This window comes from Klebsiella sp. R390 (assembly GCF_051131745.1).
Taxonomy (GTDB): domain Bacteria; phylum Pseudomonadota; class Gammaproteobacteria; order Enterobacterales; family Enterobacteriaceae; genus Klebsiella.
Map to the genome: position 1 here is coordinate 1,942,870 of NZ_CP180445.1, position 15,442 is coordinate 1,958,311.

The 15,442-nt window shown below is 54.3% G+C and carries 17 protein-coding genes and 1 other annotated feature; of the genes, 5 read left to right on the forward strand and 12 right to left on the reverse strand.

All coding sequences use genetic code 11. The features are described 5' to 3' along the window. Window positions 1-92: 92 nt before the first annotated feature. Window positions 93-680 (reverse strand): molybdopterin adenylyltransferase, encoded by a 588-nt coding sequence (mog, locus tag ACMYSP_RS09025; protein WP_123757578.1) that lies wholly within the window; start codon window positions 678-680, stop codon window positions 93-95. A 110-nt stretch (window positions 681-790) separates the two neighbouring features. After that, a complete protein-coding gene (tal, locus tag ACMYSP_RS09030; RefSeq protein WP_123757579.1) occupies window positions 791-1,744 on the reverse strand; it encodes a transaldolase in 954 nt (317 codons plus the stop codon). 203 nt (window positions 1,745-1,947) lie between these two features. Between tal and ACMYSP_RS09035 the strand changes: the two genes are divergently transcribed. Both ACMYSP_RS09035 and yaaA read left to right on the forward strand, forming a co-directional pair. Then, complete coding sequence (locus ACMYSP_RS09035; protein ID WP_434586419.1) at window positions 1,948-3,378, forward strand: alanine/glycine:cation symporter family protein; 1,431 nt, start codon at window positions 1,948-1,950, stop codon at window positions 3,376-3,378. Window positions 3,379-3,456: 78 nt separating this feature from the next. Beyond that, the gene (gene yaaA, locus ACMYSP_RS09040) at window positions 3,457-4,230 is read left to right on the forward strand and encodes a peroxide stress protein YaaA (protein ID WP_434586420.1); all 774 of its coding nucleotides are present in this window, start codon (window positions 3,457-3,459) and stop codon (window positions 4,228-4,230) included. Window positions 4,231-4,271: 41 nt separating this feature from the next. Here yaaA and ACMYSP_RS09045 read toward each other — a convergent pair whose 3' ends face one another. From ACMYSP_RS09045 to yjjY, 7 genes are all read right to left on the reverse strand, one after another. Further along, on the reverse strand, window positions 4,272-4,565 hold the full coding sequence (locus ACMYSP_RS09045; protein ID WP_434586421.1) for a DUF2502 domain-containing protein: 294 nt from the start codon (window positions 4,563-4,565) through the stop codon (window positions 4,272-4,274). Between the two features lie 224 nt (window positions 4,566-4,789). Next, window positions 4,790-6,076 (reverse strand): threonine synthase, encoded by a 1,287-nt coding sequence (thrC, locus tag ACMYSP_RS09050; protein ID WP_434586422.1) that lies wholly within the window; start codon window positions 6,074-6,076, stop codon window positions 4,790-4,792. A gap of 3 nt (window positions 6,077-6,079) precedes the next feature. After that, complete coding sequence (gene thrB, locus ACMYSP_RS09055; RefSeq protein ID WP_434586423.1) at window positions 6,080-7,009, reverse strand: homoserine kinase; 930 nt, start codon at window positions 7,007-7,009, stop codon at window positions 6,080-6,082. Between the two features lies 1 nt (window position 7,010). Then, window positions 7,011-9,473, reverse strand: a complete 2,463-nt coding sequence (gene thrA / locus ACMYSP_RS09060; protein ID WP_434586424.1) for a bifunctional aspartate kinase/homoserine dehydrogenase I — start codon at window positions 9,471-9,473, stop codon at window positions 7,011-7,013. Window positions 9,474-9,498: 25 nt separating this feature from the next. Next, window positions 9,499-9,616 (reverse strand) — a sequence feature (Thr leader region). Then, a complete protein-coding gene (thrL, locus tag ACMYSP_RS09065) occupies window positions 9,555-9,623 on the reverse strand; it encodes a thr operon leader peptide (protein ID WP_071824685.1) in 69 nt (22 codons plus the stop codon). (Overlaps the previous feature by 62 nt.) A gap of 211 nt (window positions 9,624-9,834) precedes the next feature. Next, complete coding sequence (locus ACMYSP_RS09070) at window positions 9,835-10,521, reverse strand: tRNA/rRNA methyltransferase (RefSeq protein WP_434586425.1); 687 nt, start codon at window positions 10,519-10,521, stop codon at window positions 9,835-9,837. A gap of 394 nt (window positions 10,522-10,915) precedes the next feature. Further along, entirely contained in the window at window positions 10,916-11,056 is a 141-nt protein-coding gene (gene yjjY / locus ACMYSP_RS09075) for a protein YjjY (RefSeq protein ID WP_049268126.1), read from the reverse strand. A 95-nt stretch (window positions 11,057-11,151) separates the two neighbouring features. On the opposite strand from yjjY, the gene arcA reads away from it, so the two are divergent. Then, window positions 11,152-11,868, forward strand: coding sequence for a two-component system response regulator ArcA (gene arcA, locus ACMYSP_RS09080; RefSeq protein WP_123757587.1), 717 nt, complete (start codon window positions 11,152-11,154; stop codon window positions 11,866-11,868). Window positions 11,869-12,163: 295 nt separating this feature from the next. Here arcA and creA read toward each other — a convergent pair whose 3' ends face one another. Then, window positions 12,164-12,646, reverse strand: coding sequence for a protein CreA (gene creA / locus ACMYSP_RS09085; protein ID WP_434586426.1), 483 nt, complete (start codon window positions 12,644-12,646; stop codon window positions 12,164-12,166). 209 nt (window positions 12,647-12,855) lie between these two features. Between creA and robA the strand changes: the two genes are divergently transcribed. Then, complete coding sequence (gene robA, locus ACMYSP_RS09090; protein WP_434586427.1) at window positions 12,856-13,725, forward strand: MDR efflux pump AcrAB transcriptional activator RobA; 870 nt, start codon at window positions 12,856-12,858, stop codon at window positions 13,723-13,725. Here robA and gpmB read toward each other — a convergent pair. Continuing rightward, the gene (gpmB, locus tag ACMYSP_RS09095; RefSeq protein ID WP_434586428.1) at window positions 13,722-14,369 is read right to left on the reverse strand and encodes a 2,3-diphosphoglycerate-dependent phosphoglycerate mutase GpmB; all 648 of its coding nucleotides are present in this window, start codon (window positions 14,367-14,369) and stop codon (window positions 13,722-13,724) included. The genes robA and gpmB overlap by 4 nt on opposite strands. A gap of 237 nt (window positions 14,370-14,606) precedes the next feature. Here gpmB and yjjX point away from each other — a divergent pair, with 237 nt between their 5' ends. Then, window positions 14,607-15,122, forward strand: a complete 516-nt coding sequence (gene yjjX, locus ACMYSP_RS09100) for an inosine/xanthosine triphosphatase (RefSeq protein WP_434586429.1) — start codon at window positions 14,607-14,609, stop codon at window positions 15,120-15,122. On the opposite strand, the gene trpR is transcribed toward yjjX, so the two are convergent. After that, window positions 15,109-15,441, reverse strand: coding sequence for a trp operon repressor (trpR, locus tag ACMYSP_RS09105; protein ID WP_434586430.1), 333 nt, complete (start codon window positions 15,439-15,441; stop codon window positions 15,109-15,111). The two genes, yjjX and trpR, sit on opposite strands and share 14 nt — an antisense overlap. Window position 15,442 lies beyond the last annotated feature (1 nt).

The window sequence follows — 15,442 nt, forward strand, 5'->3', positions numbered from 1 at the left end:
GTTATCACGCAATGTGTAAAGTAAAAAACACTATATCGTAAATAAAACGGCACACCACTGACAATGCAGGTTATGTCAGGAAAGTATTAAATTCAGGATAAAGTTTCGCGTCTTGCGCTTTTAGGGCGAAAAGCCGCTACAACATCGCCGTCTGTCTCGACATATGGCCCTTCAAGTAGCTGTACACAATAAGGTACACTTGCGAAAACCCCATGCACCAGAACCTTGCCCTCGGCATCTTTGACGCCTTCAAGCGTTTCCTGAATGGCTTTTGGCTGGCCTGGTAGATTCAAAATCAGCGCCTGCTTGCGGATCACGCCCACCTGACGAGAAAGGATCGCCGTTGGCACAAAGTGTAGGCTAACCTGGCGCATTTGCTCGCCAAAACCAGGCATAACGCGATCGGCAATAGCCAGCGTCGCATCCGGCGTGACGTCGCGTCTGGCAGGACCGGTCCCGCCGGTGGTTAACACCAGATGGCAGCCCATCTCATCAACCAGTTCACACAGCGTCTGTTCAATAATCACCTGTTCATCAGGGATTAAGCGGGTCTCCAGCTCAAAGGGGGTCGTCAGCGCACGCGCCAGCCACTCTTCCAGTGCCGGGATGCCTTTATCCTGATAGACGCCGCTGGAGGCGCGATCGGAGATGGAAACTAAGCCGATTCGTAAGGTATTCATCGTTATTCCGTTCAAACTGTGCAATTAGACGGAATGATACACGCTGGAAGGAAATACAGACAGGGCTCAAAAGAAGTAGCGTGACCGGGAGCCCGGTCACGCCGCAATGATTACAGCAGATCGCCGATCATTTTTTCCAGTTTTTCCTGGTCGATTGCAAACTTACGGATACCTTCCGCCAGTTTGTCTACCGCCATCGGATCCTGGTTGTGCTGCCACAGGAACTGGGATTCGGTGATGCGTTCCGGGCGTGCTTTCACTTCGCCGCTGAACGTCAGTTTACGCTCGATAGCGCCTTCGCTTTCTGCCAGCTCTTTCAGCAGAGCCGGTGCGATGGTCAGGCGGTCGCAACCAGCCAGCTCAAGGATTTCGCCGACGTTACGGAAGCTTGCACCCATCACCACGGTTTCATAACCGTGCTGCTTGTAGTATTCGTAGATTTCACTGACGGACACCACGCCCGGATCTTCAGCCGGCGCGTACTCTTTCTTATCCGTGTTTGCTTTGTACCAGTCGAGGATACGGCCAACAAACGGAGAGATCAGGAATACACCTGCTTCCGCACAAGCGCGAGCCTGAGCGAAGGAGAACAGCAGCGTCAGGTTACAGTTGATTCCTTCTTTTTCCAGCTGCTCGGCGGCACAGATGCCCTGCCAGGTAGAAGCCAGTTTAATCAGAATGCGATCGTTACCGATGCCTGCGTCGTTGTACAGCTTGATGATGCGTTTCGCTTTGGCGATAGAAGCCTGCGTGTCATAGGAAAGACGCGCATCAACTTCAGTCGAAATACGGCCTGGAATCAGCTTAAGAATTTCGAGACCAATGTTCACCGCCAGCTTATCGGAAGCATCGATAATCTGCTGCGCGCGATCGCTGCTCTGGCTACGAGCCCATACGACAGCGTCATCAATCAGCTTACGGTACTCAGGGATCTGAGCCGCGCCGAGAATCAAAGAAGGGTTAGTTGTGGCATCCTGAGGCTGATACAGCTTCATTGCCGCAATATCTCCGGTATCAGCTACGACAGTGGTGTACTGACGCAGAGAGGTCAATTTATCCGTCATGATAGTGTTTCTCTTAAACAGCAGTTAAGGGGATGTAACCGGTCTGCCAAGATGATAACACGCTGCATCTTCAGCGCAACAGCGGACCATGCAAGAGCGCAGAGTGTGATAAACTGGATAAATTAATTCTCTGAATGCTAAGGGATTGTCACTAAAATGGTAACGCTTACATTAGCGGGCCTGCATGGACAAGAGGATAATTGATGCCTGACTTTTTCTCTTTTATCAACGAAATACTCTGGGGCTCGGTAATGATTTATCTGTTACTGGGCGCCGGCATTTGGTTTACCTGGCAAACGAAATACGTGCAGTTTCGCTATGTCCGCCAGTTTGGGAAAAGTCTAAAAAAGAGCCTCCTGCCACAACCCGATGGACTGACCGCTTTTCAGGCCCTGTGTACCAGCCTCGCCGCCCGCGTCGGCAGCGGTAACCTGGTCGGCGTGGCGCTGGCTATCTCGGCGGGCGGGCCCGGTGCCATTTTCTGGATGTGGGTTTCCGCCCTGCTCGGCATGGCCAGCAGCTTTGCCGAATGCTCCCTCGCCCAGCTCTATAAAGAGCGCGATGCGCAGGGGCAATTCCGTGGAGGCCCGGCCTGGTATATGTCCCGAGGCCTGGGAATGCGCTGGATGGGGGTGATGTTCTCTATTCTGCTGCTGTTGGCCTATGCCGTTATTTTTAATACCGTGCAGGCCAACTCGGTCGCCCATGCCATGTCCTATGCCTTCGGACTGCCTTCTGTACTGACCGGAGGGGCGCTCGCTGTGCTGACGCTACTGGTGATAATGCGCGGTATACGAGGCGTGGCGCGGCTGATGCAGTGGATTGTGCCGCTGATGGCCCTGCTCTGGGTTGCCGCCAGCCTGCTCATTGGACTGTGGCATATCACGGCGCTGCCGGCTATTTTCGACACCATCTTCCGTTGCGCATTCGGTTGGCAGGAAGCCGCCGCCGGCGCGGTGGGGTACACCATCAGCCAGGCGCTCACCAGCGGTTTTCAGCGCGGTATGTTCTCGAACGAAGCCGGGATGGGCTCGACCCCTAACGCTGCAGCCGCCGCCGCTTCATGGCCACCGCATCCGGCGGCCCAGGGGATCGTGCAGATGATCGGCGTCTTCATCGATACTATCGTCATCTGTACCGCCAGCGCGGTGATTATTATGCTGGCCCCGCCGTCAGAGGTGGAAAATAGCACCCACGGCATTCAGGCGATACAGCACGCCATGACCGGCATTGTCGGCAGCGGCGGTGCGGGTTTTGTGGCAATCATCGTTTTGTTTTTCGCCTTCAGTTCGATCGTAGCAAACTATATTTACGCCGAAAATAACCTTATCTTTCTGCGCCTTAACCGCCCCTGCCATATCTGGGTGCTGCGAATAGTCACCATACTGATGGTCCTCAGCGGCACGCTGGTCGGTTTACCGGTCGTCTGGCAGCTGGCGGATACCATCATGGCGCTGATGGCCATCACTAACCTGACCGCTATTTTACTGCTATCACCCACGGTGCGGATCCTCGCTGGCGACTATCTCCGCCAGCGGCGACTGGGCGTACAGCCGACTTTTGACGCCACGCGGTACCCGGAAATCAATCAGCAGCTGGCGCCCGGCACCTGGAATGACCTGCCGCATGAATAATGCGGCAATCGCAGCTATCGATCCCTCCGTGACCTTTTTTTGTTAAAGTCACGGATAAAACACCTGCAAGGACTGGATATGCTGATTCTTATTTCACCGGCAAAAACGCTCGATTACCAAAGCCCGCTGGCGACATCGCGCTACACGCAGCCTGAACTGCTGGAATACTCCCAGCAGCTGATTGGCATCGCGCGCCAGCTCTCTGCACCACAGATCGGCAAGCTGATGAGTATCAGCGATAAGCTGGCGGACCTCAACGCCACTCGTTTTCACGACTGGCACCCGGACTTTACGCCGAAAAACGCCCGTCAGGCGATTCTGGCTTTTAAAGGTGACGTCTACACCGGGCTGCAGGCGGAAACCCTCAGCGAAGCTGATTTTGATTTTGCCCAGCAACATTTACGCATGCTTTCCGGCTTGTATGGCGTGCTGCGCCCGCTGGATCTGATGCAGCCCTATCGCCTGGAAATGGGGATAAAACTGGAGAACGCCAAAGGCAAAGATCTCTACCAGTTCTGGGGGGACGTGATTACCAATACGCTGAATCAGGCGCTGCAAGCCCAGGGCGATGACATCGTGATTAACCTGGCCTCTGACGAATACTTCAGGTCGGTAAAAACAAAACAGCTGCAGGGTACATTGATTAAGCCGGTGTTCCTCGATGAGAAAAACGGCCAGTTTAAAGTGATCAGCTTCTACGCGAAGAAGGCTCGCGGTTTAATGAGCCGCTATATCATCGAGAACCGCCTGAGCCATCCGGAGCAGCTTACCCGCTTCGACAGCGAAGGTTACTTCTATGATGCCGATGCTTCCGGCGCAGGTGAGATAGTCTTTAAGCGCCACGAACGTTAATCCTCTCCCCGGCCACCGAACGGCAGGCCGGGGAGAGCGCATTAGTGATGACGCCAGTCGCGATCCGGGCCGCGCCCGCGATCGTGGTCATCATGACGATCGTGGTCATAGCGACGATCGTCATGCGGACGCCAGTGGTTATCACGCCAGTCGTAATGACGACCCCACCATTCGTGGTCGCGCCAGTGACCGCCATCCCAGTAGTTTCCGTGATTGTCGCGATCGCCAATTTGCAGTTTAATTGCTGGTACCAGCGTAATTTCAGATGCGTGAACCACAGCAGGAGCCACCAGCGACATCGAAAGCGCAAGGATCACAGACTTCAGTGTAGACATAGGTTTCCCCTTTCTTAACGGTCCCCTCGAAGGGGCGATAACAAAAGATTAACCTCGTACAACACCGCACGTTATTCTCCGCAATCCTAATCTTTGCGCGTCGGCATTTAATGGTCATTCATCCATTTTTTCTGCCGCTTATCTGCATAATTTCTCCTTTTTCGCCCATAAAAAAACCGGGCGCTGAGGCCCGGTTTGCGAACATCGCACAGCGACAATCGCCGTTATGCTTTGCCCATCATCAGCTGGCGCAGCGCGGCGAAATCAGCCGGCAGATTATGCGACAGCAGCGGCAGATCAGCGCGGTCGGCCAGCGCTTTCGGCAGCGGCAGCGTCTCCTGCAGGATCTCTTCCACGCTCTCCTTAAACTTAGCCGGATGCGCGGTGCCGAGGAACAGACCGTATTCACCCGGTTGCAGCTGGTCACGCAGTGCACGGTAGGCAATCGCCGCATGCGGTTCCGAGGTGTAGCCAATGGCTTGCAGCTCACGCATGGTCGATTTCGTGGTTTCATCATCCACCGCCGCGTAGCCCAGTTCATTGAGACGCCAGACTTTACGACGGAACAGCTCTTCCACGCGCGGCCAGTTGTTAGGCTGGCTGACGTCCATGGCGTTGGACAGCGTCGCCTGCGTTGCTTTTGGCGCCCACTGACCATCCTGCAGGAAGCGTGGCACCGTGTCATTGGCGTTGGTCGCCGCGATAAAGCGTTTGATCGGCAGACCTAATGACTTCGCCAGCAGACCGGCAGTCAGGTCACCAAAGTTACCGCTCGGCACCGAAATCACCAGCTGGTTGCGCGCGTCCTGCGGCAGTTGGGCCACCGCTTCGAAGTAGTAGCAAATTTGCGCCAGCAGACGGCTGATATTGATGGAGTTCGCCGAATTTAAGCCCAGCGCCAGCTTCAGCTCTTCATCGTCAAAGGCCTGTTTCACCAGCGCCTGGCAGGCATCGAAGTCGCCATCGATGGCCACGGTTTCGATATTACCGCCCAGGGTGCAGAACAGTTTTTCCTGCAGCGGGCTGATCTTGCCGCGCGGATAGAGAATCACAACCTTCACATTCGGCAGACCGTAAAATGCATGCGCAACCGCAGCGCCGGTATCACCAGAGGTTGCCGTCAGAATGGTAACCGGTTTGTCGCCAGCGATTTGGGTCAGCATCTGCGCCATAAAGCGGCCGCCGAAATCCTTAAACGCCAGGGTCGGACCGTGGAACAGCTCCAGACAGCCGATATCATCCTGCACCTTGCTAACCGGTGCCGGGAAGGTAAATGCCGCCGCGATACGCGCTTTCAGCACATCCTGCGGGATCTCATCGCCAATAAACGCCGAGAGAATTTTGGCGCTGCGGGAGACCAAATCCATCTCCAGCATGTCGTCGATGTCAGTCAGGCTAAATTCCGGCAGATCGTGCGGGAAGAACAGCCCCTGTTGCTTGCCAAGCCCCTGCGTGATGGCCTGCGCAAAGCTGACCTGTTCGTTATGATCTTTTAAGTTATAGAGTTTCATTGGTTATCCCACTACGCGTGCGCCCGCCGTGTCCAGCCGGCAAATATGAACGAAGCCTTCTTGATTCTGCAGATAATGTGTCGCCAGCCAGTCGGCAACGCGTTGCGCGGTTTCTGGCTTATCACACAACGCAAACAGCGTTGGGCCTGAGCCAGAGATGCCGCAGGCCTGCGCGCCGATCTCCATCGCCGCCTGTCGCGCTTCGCTGAAGCCCGGCAGCAGTTTGGTACGATACGGTTCGGCAATCACATCTTTCATCAATTTCGCTGCCAGTTGCGGCTGGCGGGTATAGCAGGCATGAATAAAGCCCGCCAGGTGGCGACCGTGAGCGATACAGTCCTGGCGACGATACTGCGCCGGGAGTATTGCACGCGCTTCCGCCGTCGAGACTTTGATCCCCGGATAGGCCAGCACCCACAGCCATTCGTCAAAACCGGGAACCTGCTGGCTGATGATGCCATTCTCTTCAATCATCAACTGCATCCCGCCCAGGTAGCACGGTGCGACGTTGTCATAGTGAATACTGCCGGAAATACGCCCTTCCATCTCGCCCATCAGCGCCAGCATGCGCGTTTCATTCAGCGGCTTGCCGCAGAATTCATTCATCGCCACCAGCGCGGCAACGACGGAGCAGGCGCTGGAACCAAGGCCAGAACCGATCGGCATGTTTTTTTCCAGCACCATCGAAACCGGTACTTTTTTACCGTTCTCCTGGCAGAAGCGCTCCCAGCACTGGTAAACAATGTTCTCCTGCGGAGCGGTAGGCAGCTTGCTGGCAAAGCGGCCAACGTTTTGCAAACTGAAGTGCTCTGCCGCCTCAACCGAGACGTTATCCCCCAGCAGCGTACCATCGACTGGCGTTACCGCCGCGCCCAGCACATCAAACCCGACGCTCATATTGGCACTGGAAGCCGGGGCATATACTTTGACCATCTTAAACTCCTAACTTCCATGACAGGGTGCGCAGCAGATCGGCAAACACACCGGCCGCCGTAACATCGTTACCCGCACCATAGCCGCGCAGCACCAGCGGCAGTGGCTGATAATAGTGGCTGTAAAAGGCCAGAGCGTTCTCACCGTTCTTCACTTTAAACAGCGGGTCGTTACCGTCAACCGCGGCAATTTTTACCCGACAGGTGCCATCCTCTTCGATGTTACCGACGTAACGCAACACTTTACCTTCATCACGCGCTTTGGCGACGCGCGAGGCAAATTCGTCATCGAGCAAAGGCAGACGCGCCATAAAGCTCTCGACGTCGCCGCTGGCATCAAATTGCGCGGGCAACACCGGCTCAATGACAATATCCGACAGCTCCAGCTCACGACCCGTCTCACGGGCCAGGATCAGCAGCTTACGGGCTACGTCGACGCCAGAAAGATCGTCACGCGGATCGGGTTCGGTATAGCCCATCTCACGCGCCAGCCCCGTCGCTTCAGAGAGATTCATCCCCTCATCGAGCTTACCGAAGATAAACGACAGCGAACCAGAAAGAATGCCGGAAAAGTGCAGCAGTTCATCGCCGGCGTTCAGCAGGTTCTGCAGGTTTTCAATGACCGGCAAGCCCGCGCCCACGTTAGTATCGTAGAGGAACTTGCGACGTGAGCTGCTGGCAGCATGACGCAACTGATGATAGTAATCCAGCGAGGACGTATTGGCCTTTTTGTTTGGCGTGACGACGTGGAAACCTTCACGCAGGAAGTCGGCGTATTGATCGGCAACCGCCTGGCTGGAGGTACAATCGACAATTACCGGATTCAGCAGGTGATACTCTTTGACCAGACGAATCAAACGGCCCAGATTCAGCGACTCTTTCGCCTCAGCAAGTTCCGCACGCCAGTTTTCAAGGTTCAGGCCATGTACATTGGTCAGCAAGGCCTGCGAATTGGCCACGCCGCAAACGCGCAGGTCGATATGTTTGTTCTTCAGCCAGCCCTGTTGGCGCTTGATTTGCTCAATCAGCGCGCCGCCAACGCCGCCGACGCCGATAACAAAGACCTCAATGACCTGATCGGTGTTAAACAGCATCTGGTGGGTCACACGCACCCCGGTGGTGGCATCATCATTGCTGACCACCACGGAAATCGAGCGCTCTGACGACCCTTGGGCAATCGCGACGATATTGATATTCGCGCGAGCCAACGCCGCGAAGAACTTCGCGGAGATCCCGCGCAGCGTACGCATTCCGTCACCCACAACGGAGATAATCGCCAGACGATCCATGATCGACAGCGGCTCCAGCTGCCCTTCTTTCAGCTCCAGATAGAACTCCTCTTCCATCACCCGTTTCGCACGTGCGCAGTCACTCTGCGGCACGCAGAAGCTGATACTGTATTCAGAAGAGGACTGGGTAATCAGGACCACGGAGATCCCGGCGCGGGACATCGTTGCGAAGACGCGGGCGGCCATGCCGACCATGCCTTTCATCCCCGGACCGGAGACGTTGAACATCGCCATATTATTGAGGTTGGAGATGCCTTTCACAGGCAGACCGTCTTCATCGACGCTGGCACCTATCAGCGTACCCGGCGCCTGCGGATTGCCGGTGTTTTTGATAAGGCACGGGATCTGGAACTGAGCGATAGGGGCAATGGTACGCGGGTGCAGCACTTTCGCGCCGAAGTAAGACAGCTCCATCGCTTCCTGATAGGACATCGACTTCAGCAAACGGGCGTCGGGCACCTGACGCGGATCGCAGGTATATACCCCGTCAACATCGGTCCAGATTTCGCAGCAGTCAGCGCGCAGGCAGGCGGCCAGCACGGCAGCAGAGTAGTCTGAGCCATTCCGCCCCAGCACCACCAGCTCGCCTTTCTCATTGCCAGCGGTAAACCCGGCCATCAGGACCATGTGGTCAGAGGGGATCTGGCTGGCGGTGATACGACGGGTAGATTCCGCGATATCGACGGTAGATTCGAGGTAATGACCGACAGCCAGCAGTTTTTCGACAGGGTTGATCACGGTAACTTTGTGGCCACGGGCTTCGAGCAGGCCCGCCATAACGGCGATCGATAACTTCTCACCGCGGCAAATCAGCGCGGCATTAACGCTATCCGGGCACTGGCCGAGCAAGCTGATCCCATGCAGAACATGTTTAATCTGGGCAAATTCCTGGGCGACAAACCCTTTCAGCTGTGCCAGCGGGAACCCCGGCTGCGCGTCGGCGAGGCCCTGCAGCAGTTCAGCAAAAATGCGTTCAGCGTCGGAGATATTGGTGAGCGCGTCCTGACCACCGATGGTTTTTTCGATCATCGCGACCAGATGGTTGGTAATTTTCGCCGGGGCAGACAGGACGGTTGCTACCTGCCCCTGCCTGGCATTGCTCTCCAGAATATCGGCAACCCGCAGAAAACGTTCTGCATTTGCCACTGATGTACCGCCGAACTTCAACACGCGCATGGTTGTTACCCCTAGATTTTTTGTCGAAAAAAAAGCCCGCACTGTTCAGGTGCGGGCTTTTTTCTTTGTTTCCTTTACGCGTCAGCCCGCACCGTTACCTGTGGTAATGGTGATGGTGATAATGGTTGTCATCATGCTGATGCGTTTCATGGATGTTGTGTGCTCTGTCATTGTTATCTGTCTGTGTCCTGCCTATATTGGTTAAAGTATCTGCCGGTCTAAGTCAACGAATTTCTACATTTCACCCTTTCAGACACATCCGGGCAATGCGCCACAACGACCTGATAAAACATCCTGATCCGCCAACTTTCACCGTTTCAGATCGGCATGTATCACCATAATCAAAACTTATATCAGAGCTTTATTCTGGAAGGTTTTTTTCAATATCATGCAGTAATCGGTGCAACATTGCCGTATCGCGCTGCTGCAAAAGCCCGATCCGCTGCTGCAGCCAGTCGGTCAGTTTGACGTCCTCAGCAACTCCCAGTCGGGTCAATAAGTCGAGCGCCCGCAGGCGTAATGCCTGGAGCTGATTATCATCGATACTGGCGGGAACGACCGACGCCTGCTGCAGCAAAGTGGTCAATTGATAGCAGTAGACCATCACCGATTGCCCTAAGTTAAGCGACGGATAGTCCGCCACCATCGGCACCCCGGTCAGCACATCCGCCAGCGCCAGTTCATCGTTGGTCAGCCCGGAATCCTCGCGGCCGAATACCAGCGCCGCATGGTTCATCCACTGCGCCTTTTCCTCCATCAACGGCAGCAGTTGCTGCGGTGTGGCGTAGTAATGGAAACGCGCCCGACTGCGTGCCGTCGTCGCAACGGTGAAGTCGACATCATGCAATGCCTGTTCAAGCGTTGGGTAGGTGCTGATGTTATCGAGAATATCGCCGGAACCGTGTGCGACCCAACGTGCCGCAGGTTGCAGATGGGCTTCGCTGTCGACAATACGCATGTCGCTAAAGCCCATCGTTTTCATCGCGCGTGCCGCCGCGCCGACATTTTCAGCCCTGGCCGGGGCCACCAATATGATAGATATGCGCATTGTGGTCTCTTCTACTCTCATACGGCGCGTAAATGAAAATCATCTCATTTTACGCGTCGAAAATTTACAAAATTGCAACAAAAATCACTAAAATTGCCGTTGATTACCGTTAAAAAAGCCTAAACTATTTCCATCTAACCACGACCCGAGGTATGTTAACAGAACGCATTTATCCATATGTTTGCCAATGAAATTTAGCGCAGCACCTTCGGACAAGCATTAGGTTCAGTATATTTATTAATTTACCAACGTAACCATTTGAGTCGTGTAAAATTTGTGACTATAAATAGCATTTCAACACGATGATTTCACAACACTGTTAACGTGCTACAATTGAATTTGATATATGTCAACGAAGCGTAGTTTTATTGGGTGTTCAGCCTCTCTTAGCCTGTTATATTGCTGTTAAAATGGTTAGGATAACAGCCGTTTTTGACACCGTCGGGTCCAGAGGGAAAGTACCCACGACCAAGCTAATGATGTTGTTGACGTTGATGGAAAGTGCATCAAGAACGCAATTACGTACTTTAGTCATGTTACGCCGGACATGTTAATTTGCGACATGTACCAGGCAGGTCAGGGACTTTGGTACTTCCTGTTTCGATTTAGTTGGCAATTTAGGTAGCAAACATGCAGACCCCGCACATTCTTATCGTTGAAGACGAGTTGGTAACACGCAACACGTTAAAAAGTATTTTCGAAGCAGAAGGTTACGATGTGTTCGAAGCCACCGATGGCGCGGAAATGCATCAGATCCTGTCTGAAAATGATATCAACCTGGTGATTATGGACATTAACCTGCCAGGTAAAAATGGTCTCCTGCTGGCGCGTGAACTGCGTGAACAGGCTGACGTCGCGCTGATGTTCCTTACCGGTCGTGACAACGAAGTTGATAAGATTCTTGGCCTCGAAATTGGCGCAGATGACTATATCACTAAACCGTTTAACCCTCGTGAACTGACGATTCGCGCACGCAACCTTCTCTCCCGCACCATGAACCTGGGCACCGTGAGCGAAGAACGTCGCAGCGTAGAAAGCTACAAGTTCAACGGATGGGAACTGGATATCAACAGCCGTTCACTGGTCAGCCCGCAGGGCGAGCAGTACAAGCTGCCGCGCAGTGAATTCCGTGCGATGCTGCATTTCTGCGAAAACCCAGGAAAAATTCAGTCTCGTGCTGAACTGCTGAAGAAAATGACCGGTCGTGAGCTGAAGCCACATGACCGTACCGTAGACGTAACCATCCGTCGTATTCGTAAGCATTTTGAATCTATTCCGGATACGCCGGAAATCATCGCCACCATTCACGGCGAAGGTTACCGTTTCTGTGGCGATCTGCAGGAATAAGACGGTATTTTAGAAACACGGCGCTTCGGCGTCGTTTTCTATATGTTCGGCTTCCAGTCCCACGTTGCCCCTTGACCTGCCCCGCATATCCCCTTTCTCACCCCTGACCTGCACCCTATTGCCTCTTTGAAAAGCGTCCTGAACTGGACCGGGTCCAGATAACTCAGCGGGCGATTCTGTGGTCTCTGGCAAACTTAGCAAAAAACCGAGAAGGCCCGCTGATTGACCCTATCCTGACGCTAACCATCGTCGGAGGATCGCCGGCGGCAGCGCGGTAGATCACGCGCCACTGACATCAATGCGCCTCAACACCCCACGGCATGATCGGCACGGCGCTGATGGCATTTTTCGGCGAACCGTCGACCACTTTATCCGAGTAGCTCATGTAGATCAGCGCATGACGTTTGCTGTCGTAAAAACGGACCACCTGCAGTTTTTTAAATACCAGAGAGGTGCGTTTCTGGAACACCACATCGCCCTGGGATTTGCCGTTTTTGATTTTGTCATTCAGTTCAATTGGCCCAACCTGCTGGCAAGAAATCGCCGCATCAGAGGTATCCTCCGCCAGCCCGAGGCCGCCCTTGATCCCACCGGTCTTCGCCCGGCTGATATAGCATGTCACGTTCTGAACATCGGGATCGTCAAACGCTTCTACGACGATCTTATGATCGGGACCAAAAAATTTGAATACGGTATCCACGGAGCCAATTTGTTCCGCATGAACAACCTGAGACCCCGCCAGTAACAGCAGCCCAGCAACTAACTTCTTGTATTTCATATTGTTACCATTGTATTAAAATTTCACTAAATAACGATCGTCGACTCAGCAGAAAATATTTAAAGATCACAACGTTACAAATAAAAGTATAACTCTCGCCGATAAATCGCATTTATAAGCAAAAAAAACACTGAATGCTAAAAGATCAAAAAATGCTATTATCCGCTACCTTAGTAGCAGGCACCTGAGTTTATGGATGAGGACATTTTATGGATCAAGCAGGGATTATTCGCGATCTCCTTAGCTGGCTGGAAGGTCATCTCGATCAGCCACTTTCACTGGATAATGTGGCGGCCAAGGCGGGTTATTCCAAGTGGCATTTGCAAAGAATGTTTAAGGACGTAACCGGCCATGCCATCGGTGCTTATATCCGCGCTCGTCGTTTATCAAAATCAGCAGTCGCCCTGCGCCTGACAGCCCGCCCTATTCTCGACATTGCGCTGCAGTATCGCTTTGATTCACAACAAACATTCACCCGTGCGTTTAAAAAGCAGTTTTCTTTAACGCCCGCGCTGTACCGTCGCTCGCCGGACTGGAGCTCTTACGGAATGCGCCCGCCGCTGCGTCTGGGCGAGTTCACCATGCCGAAGCATGAATTCGTCACGCTAAGCAACACACCACTGCTGGGCGTAACCCAGAGCTACACCTGCAAGCTGGAGGAGATCTCCGACTTCCGCAGCCAGATGCGCGTGCAGTTCTGGCGCGATTTCCTCGGCAATTCACCGTCGATTCCGCCAACGCTATACGGTCTGCATGAACCGCGCCCGAGCCTCGAGAAAGACGATGAGCAGGAGGTATTCTATACCACTGCGCTGACACCAGAGATGGCCAACGGTCACCTGCAAAACTCCCACCCGGTCATGCTGGAAGGCGGCGAGTATGTGATGTTCACCTACGAAGGCTTAGGCACCGGCTTACAGGATTTCATCCTGACAGTTTATGGCACCTGCATGCCAATGCTGAACCTGACTCGTCGCAAAGGTCTGGATATCGAGCGCTTTTTCCCTGAGGATGACAGCCGGGACCAGGAAACACCGATTCAACTGCGTTGTGAATACCTGATCCCAATTCGTCGTTAACGCTGCAGCTCATCCATGGCGGGGGCGTCAAGATGTGAAATATCCCCCGCCGTCTCCACCACCCAGCCTGGCGCCAGCCACAGGCTCTCCTGATAATCCACACGAGAAATTGAGCAGTTACGCAGGCGCAGACGACGCTCTGCATGTGCCGGGAGCCCGAGGATAGTGCTCACCAGGCAGCCCAGCGCAATACCGTGACTGACCAGCAGCGGACGACTTCCGGCAGGCAGCTCCAGACAGGAGGCCAGTGCCGCGTGCATGCGCTCGCTCAGCTCCTGCATAGATTCACCCTGAGGAATGCGACCATCCGGGGTTCCGTCGACCAGACGACGGCGCCATGTCTCTTCTTCCACGCTCAGTGAATCGATATGGCGCTTCTCAAGAACCCCCATATCCAGTTCACGCAGCCGCGAATCCAGAACAACATCACAGCCGCAGGCTTCTGCGATAATTTCTGCCGTCCGGCGCGTACGCCCCAAATCACTGGCAATGATATGCGTGATGTTCAGCGTTCTGGCGCGCTCACCGACCTGCCAGGCCTGTCGCTCACCGTGGGGGGTTAACGGGCTGTCTGACTGGCCCTGAATGCGCCTTTCGGCGTTCCACTGCGTTTCGCCATGGCGAACAAGGTGTACCTGTAACATGCTATTTTTCCGTTCTGTGCTCTTCATAATTTCGGCTGCAGGTCTCTCACGCTGCAACGAAAACGATTTGGAGTATACCCGTCATACTCCAAGCGGCATAAGCGCTGGCGTTACCCACGCCCCCGGTCACTTACCGGTGTAAGCTCCTGGGGATTTGCGGCCTTGCCGCCTTTATGCAACTTGAATTATTTAGGGTATATACTACGACGACGTAAATTTATTCTGAGTCGTTTGATTATGCACCATGTTGTCTCAGCTACCACTAATCCCGCCAAAATTCGCGCAATTCAACAGGCTTTTAACGAGATCTTCGGCGAAGGATCCTGCCACATTGAGTCCGTCTCCGTCGAGAGCGGTGTGCCCGAACAGCCCTTTGGTAATGAGGAAACGCGCGCTGGCGCACGAAACAGGGTCGCCAATGCCCGTGCTGCACGGCCAGATGCTGACTACTGGGTCGCGATTGAAGCAGGGATCGATGATGGCAGCACGTTCAGTTGGGTGGTGATTGAGGATCGTCATCAGCGCGGAGAAGCGCGATCGGCAACGTTGCCATTGCCCGCCGTCATTCTGGAAAAAGTCCGCGCTGGCGAAGCACTAGGGCCGGTGATGTCGCAACAGACCGGCATTGATGAGATTGGCCGTAAAGAAGGGGCTATAGGCGTCTTTACCGCAGGTAAACTCACCCGCAGCAGCGTCTATCACCAGGCGGTGGTGCTGGCGCTCAGCCCGTTCCATAACCTTATTTACCGTTAGCGTTCAGCAGCGCCTGCTCCAGCCATTGTCGCAGCTCGGGCGGCGCCGATTTTAAGCTGTTGGAACCGCGTGTAATGGTGGCAATCCCGGCGCCAAGCTCGCTTTTCAGCTCCCGCTGGCTCATTTCTCCACGCAGCAACTCTTCAATGATGCGCACACGAGTGCCCAGCGCTTCACGCTCGTCCGGGGTCAGCATCAGCTGCAGTAAAGGCAGATGCAAATCGTCGGTGTACGCCTGCTGAAGCAGGGCAACGAAGCGCAGCCATTCCTGATGACGCTGTTCGGCCACAGCCGTTGAATAAGGGGATTGTTGGGTCATG

What these genes read in the sequence shown, in the direction of transcription:
- trpR (WP_434586430.1), bottom strand. Translation starts at nt 15,441, where the DNA reads ATGACCCAACAATCCCCTTATTCAACGGCTGTGGCCGAACAGCGTCAT.
- thrA (WP_434586424.1), bottom strand. Translation starts at nt 9,473, where the DNA reads ATGCGCGTGTTGAAGTTCGGCGGTACATCAGTGGCAAATGCAGAACGT.
- robA (WP_434586427.1), top strand. Translation starts at nt 12,856, where the DNA reads ATGGATCAAGCAGGGATTATTCGCGATCTCCTTAGCTGGCTGGAAGGT.
- yjjY (WP_049268126.1), bottom strand. Translation starts at nt 11,056, where the DNA reads ATGACTAAAGTACGTAATTGCGTTCTTGATGCACTTTCCATCAACGTC.
- tal (WP_123757579.1), bottom strand. Translation starts at nt 1,744, where the DNA reads ATGACGGATAAATTGACCTCTCTGCGTCAGTACACCACTGTCGTAGCT.
- yaaA (WP_434586420.1), top strand. Translation starts at nt 3,457, where the DNA reads ATGCTGATTCTTATTTCACCGGCAAAAACGCTCGATTACCAAAGCCCG.
- ACMYSP_RS09070 (WP_434586425.1), bottom strand. Translation starts at nt 10,521, where the DNA reads ATGCGCATATCTATCATATTGGTGGCCCCGGCCAGGGCTGAAAATGTC.
- ACMYSP_RS09045 (WP_434586421.1), bottom strand. Translation starts at nt 4,565, where the DNA reads ATGTCTACACTGAAGTCTGTGATCCTTGCGCTTTCGATGTCGCTGGTG.
- mog (WP_123757578.1), bottom strand. Translation starts at nt 680, where the DNA reads ATGAATACCTTACGAATCGGCTTAGTTTCCATCTCCGATCGCGCCTCC.
- arcA (WP_123757587.1), top strand. Translation starts at nt 11,152, where the DNA reads ATGCAGACCCCGCACATTCTTATCGTTGAAGACGAGTTGGTAACACGC.
- yjjX (WP_434586429.1), top strand. Translation starts at nt 14,607, where the DNA reads ATGCACCATGTTGTCTCAGCTACCACTAATCCCGCCAAAATTCGCGCA.
- thrC (WP_434586422.1), bottom strand. Translation starts at nt 6,076, where the DNA reads ATGAAACTCTATAACTTAAAAGATCATAACGAACAGGTCAGCTTTGCG.
- thrB (WP_434586423.1), bottom strand. Translation starts at nt 7,009, where the DNA reads ATGGTCAAAGTATATGCCCCGGCTTCCAGTGCCAATATGAGCGTCGGG.
- creA (WP_434586426.1), bottom strand. Translation starts at nt 12,646, where the DNA reads ATGAAATACAAGAAGTTAGTTGCTGGGCTGCTGTTACTGGCGGGGTCT.
- ACMYSP_RS09035 (WP_434586419.1), top strand. Translation starts at nt 1,948, where the DNA reads ATGCCTGACTTTTTCTCTTTTATCAACGAAATACTCTGGGGCTCGGTA.
- gpmB (WP_434586428.1), bottom strand. Translation starts at nt 14,369, where the DNA reads ATGTTACAGGTACACCTTGTTCGCCATGGCGAAACGCAGTGGAACGCC.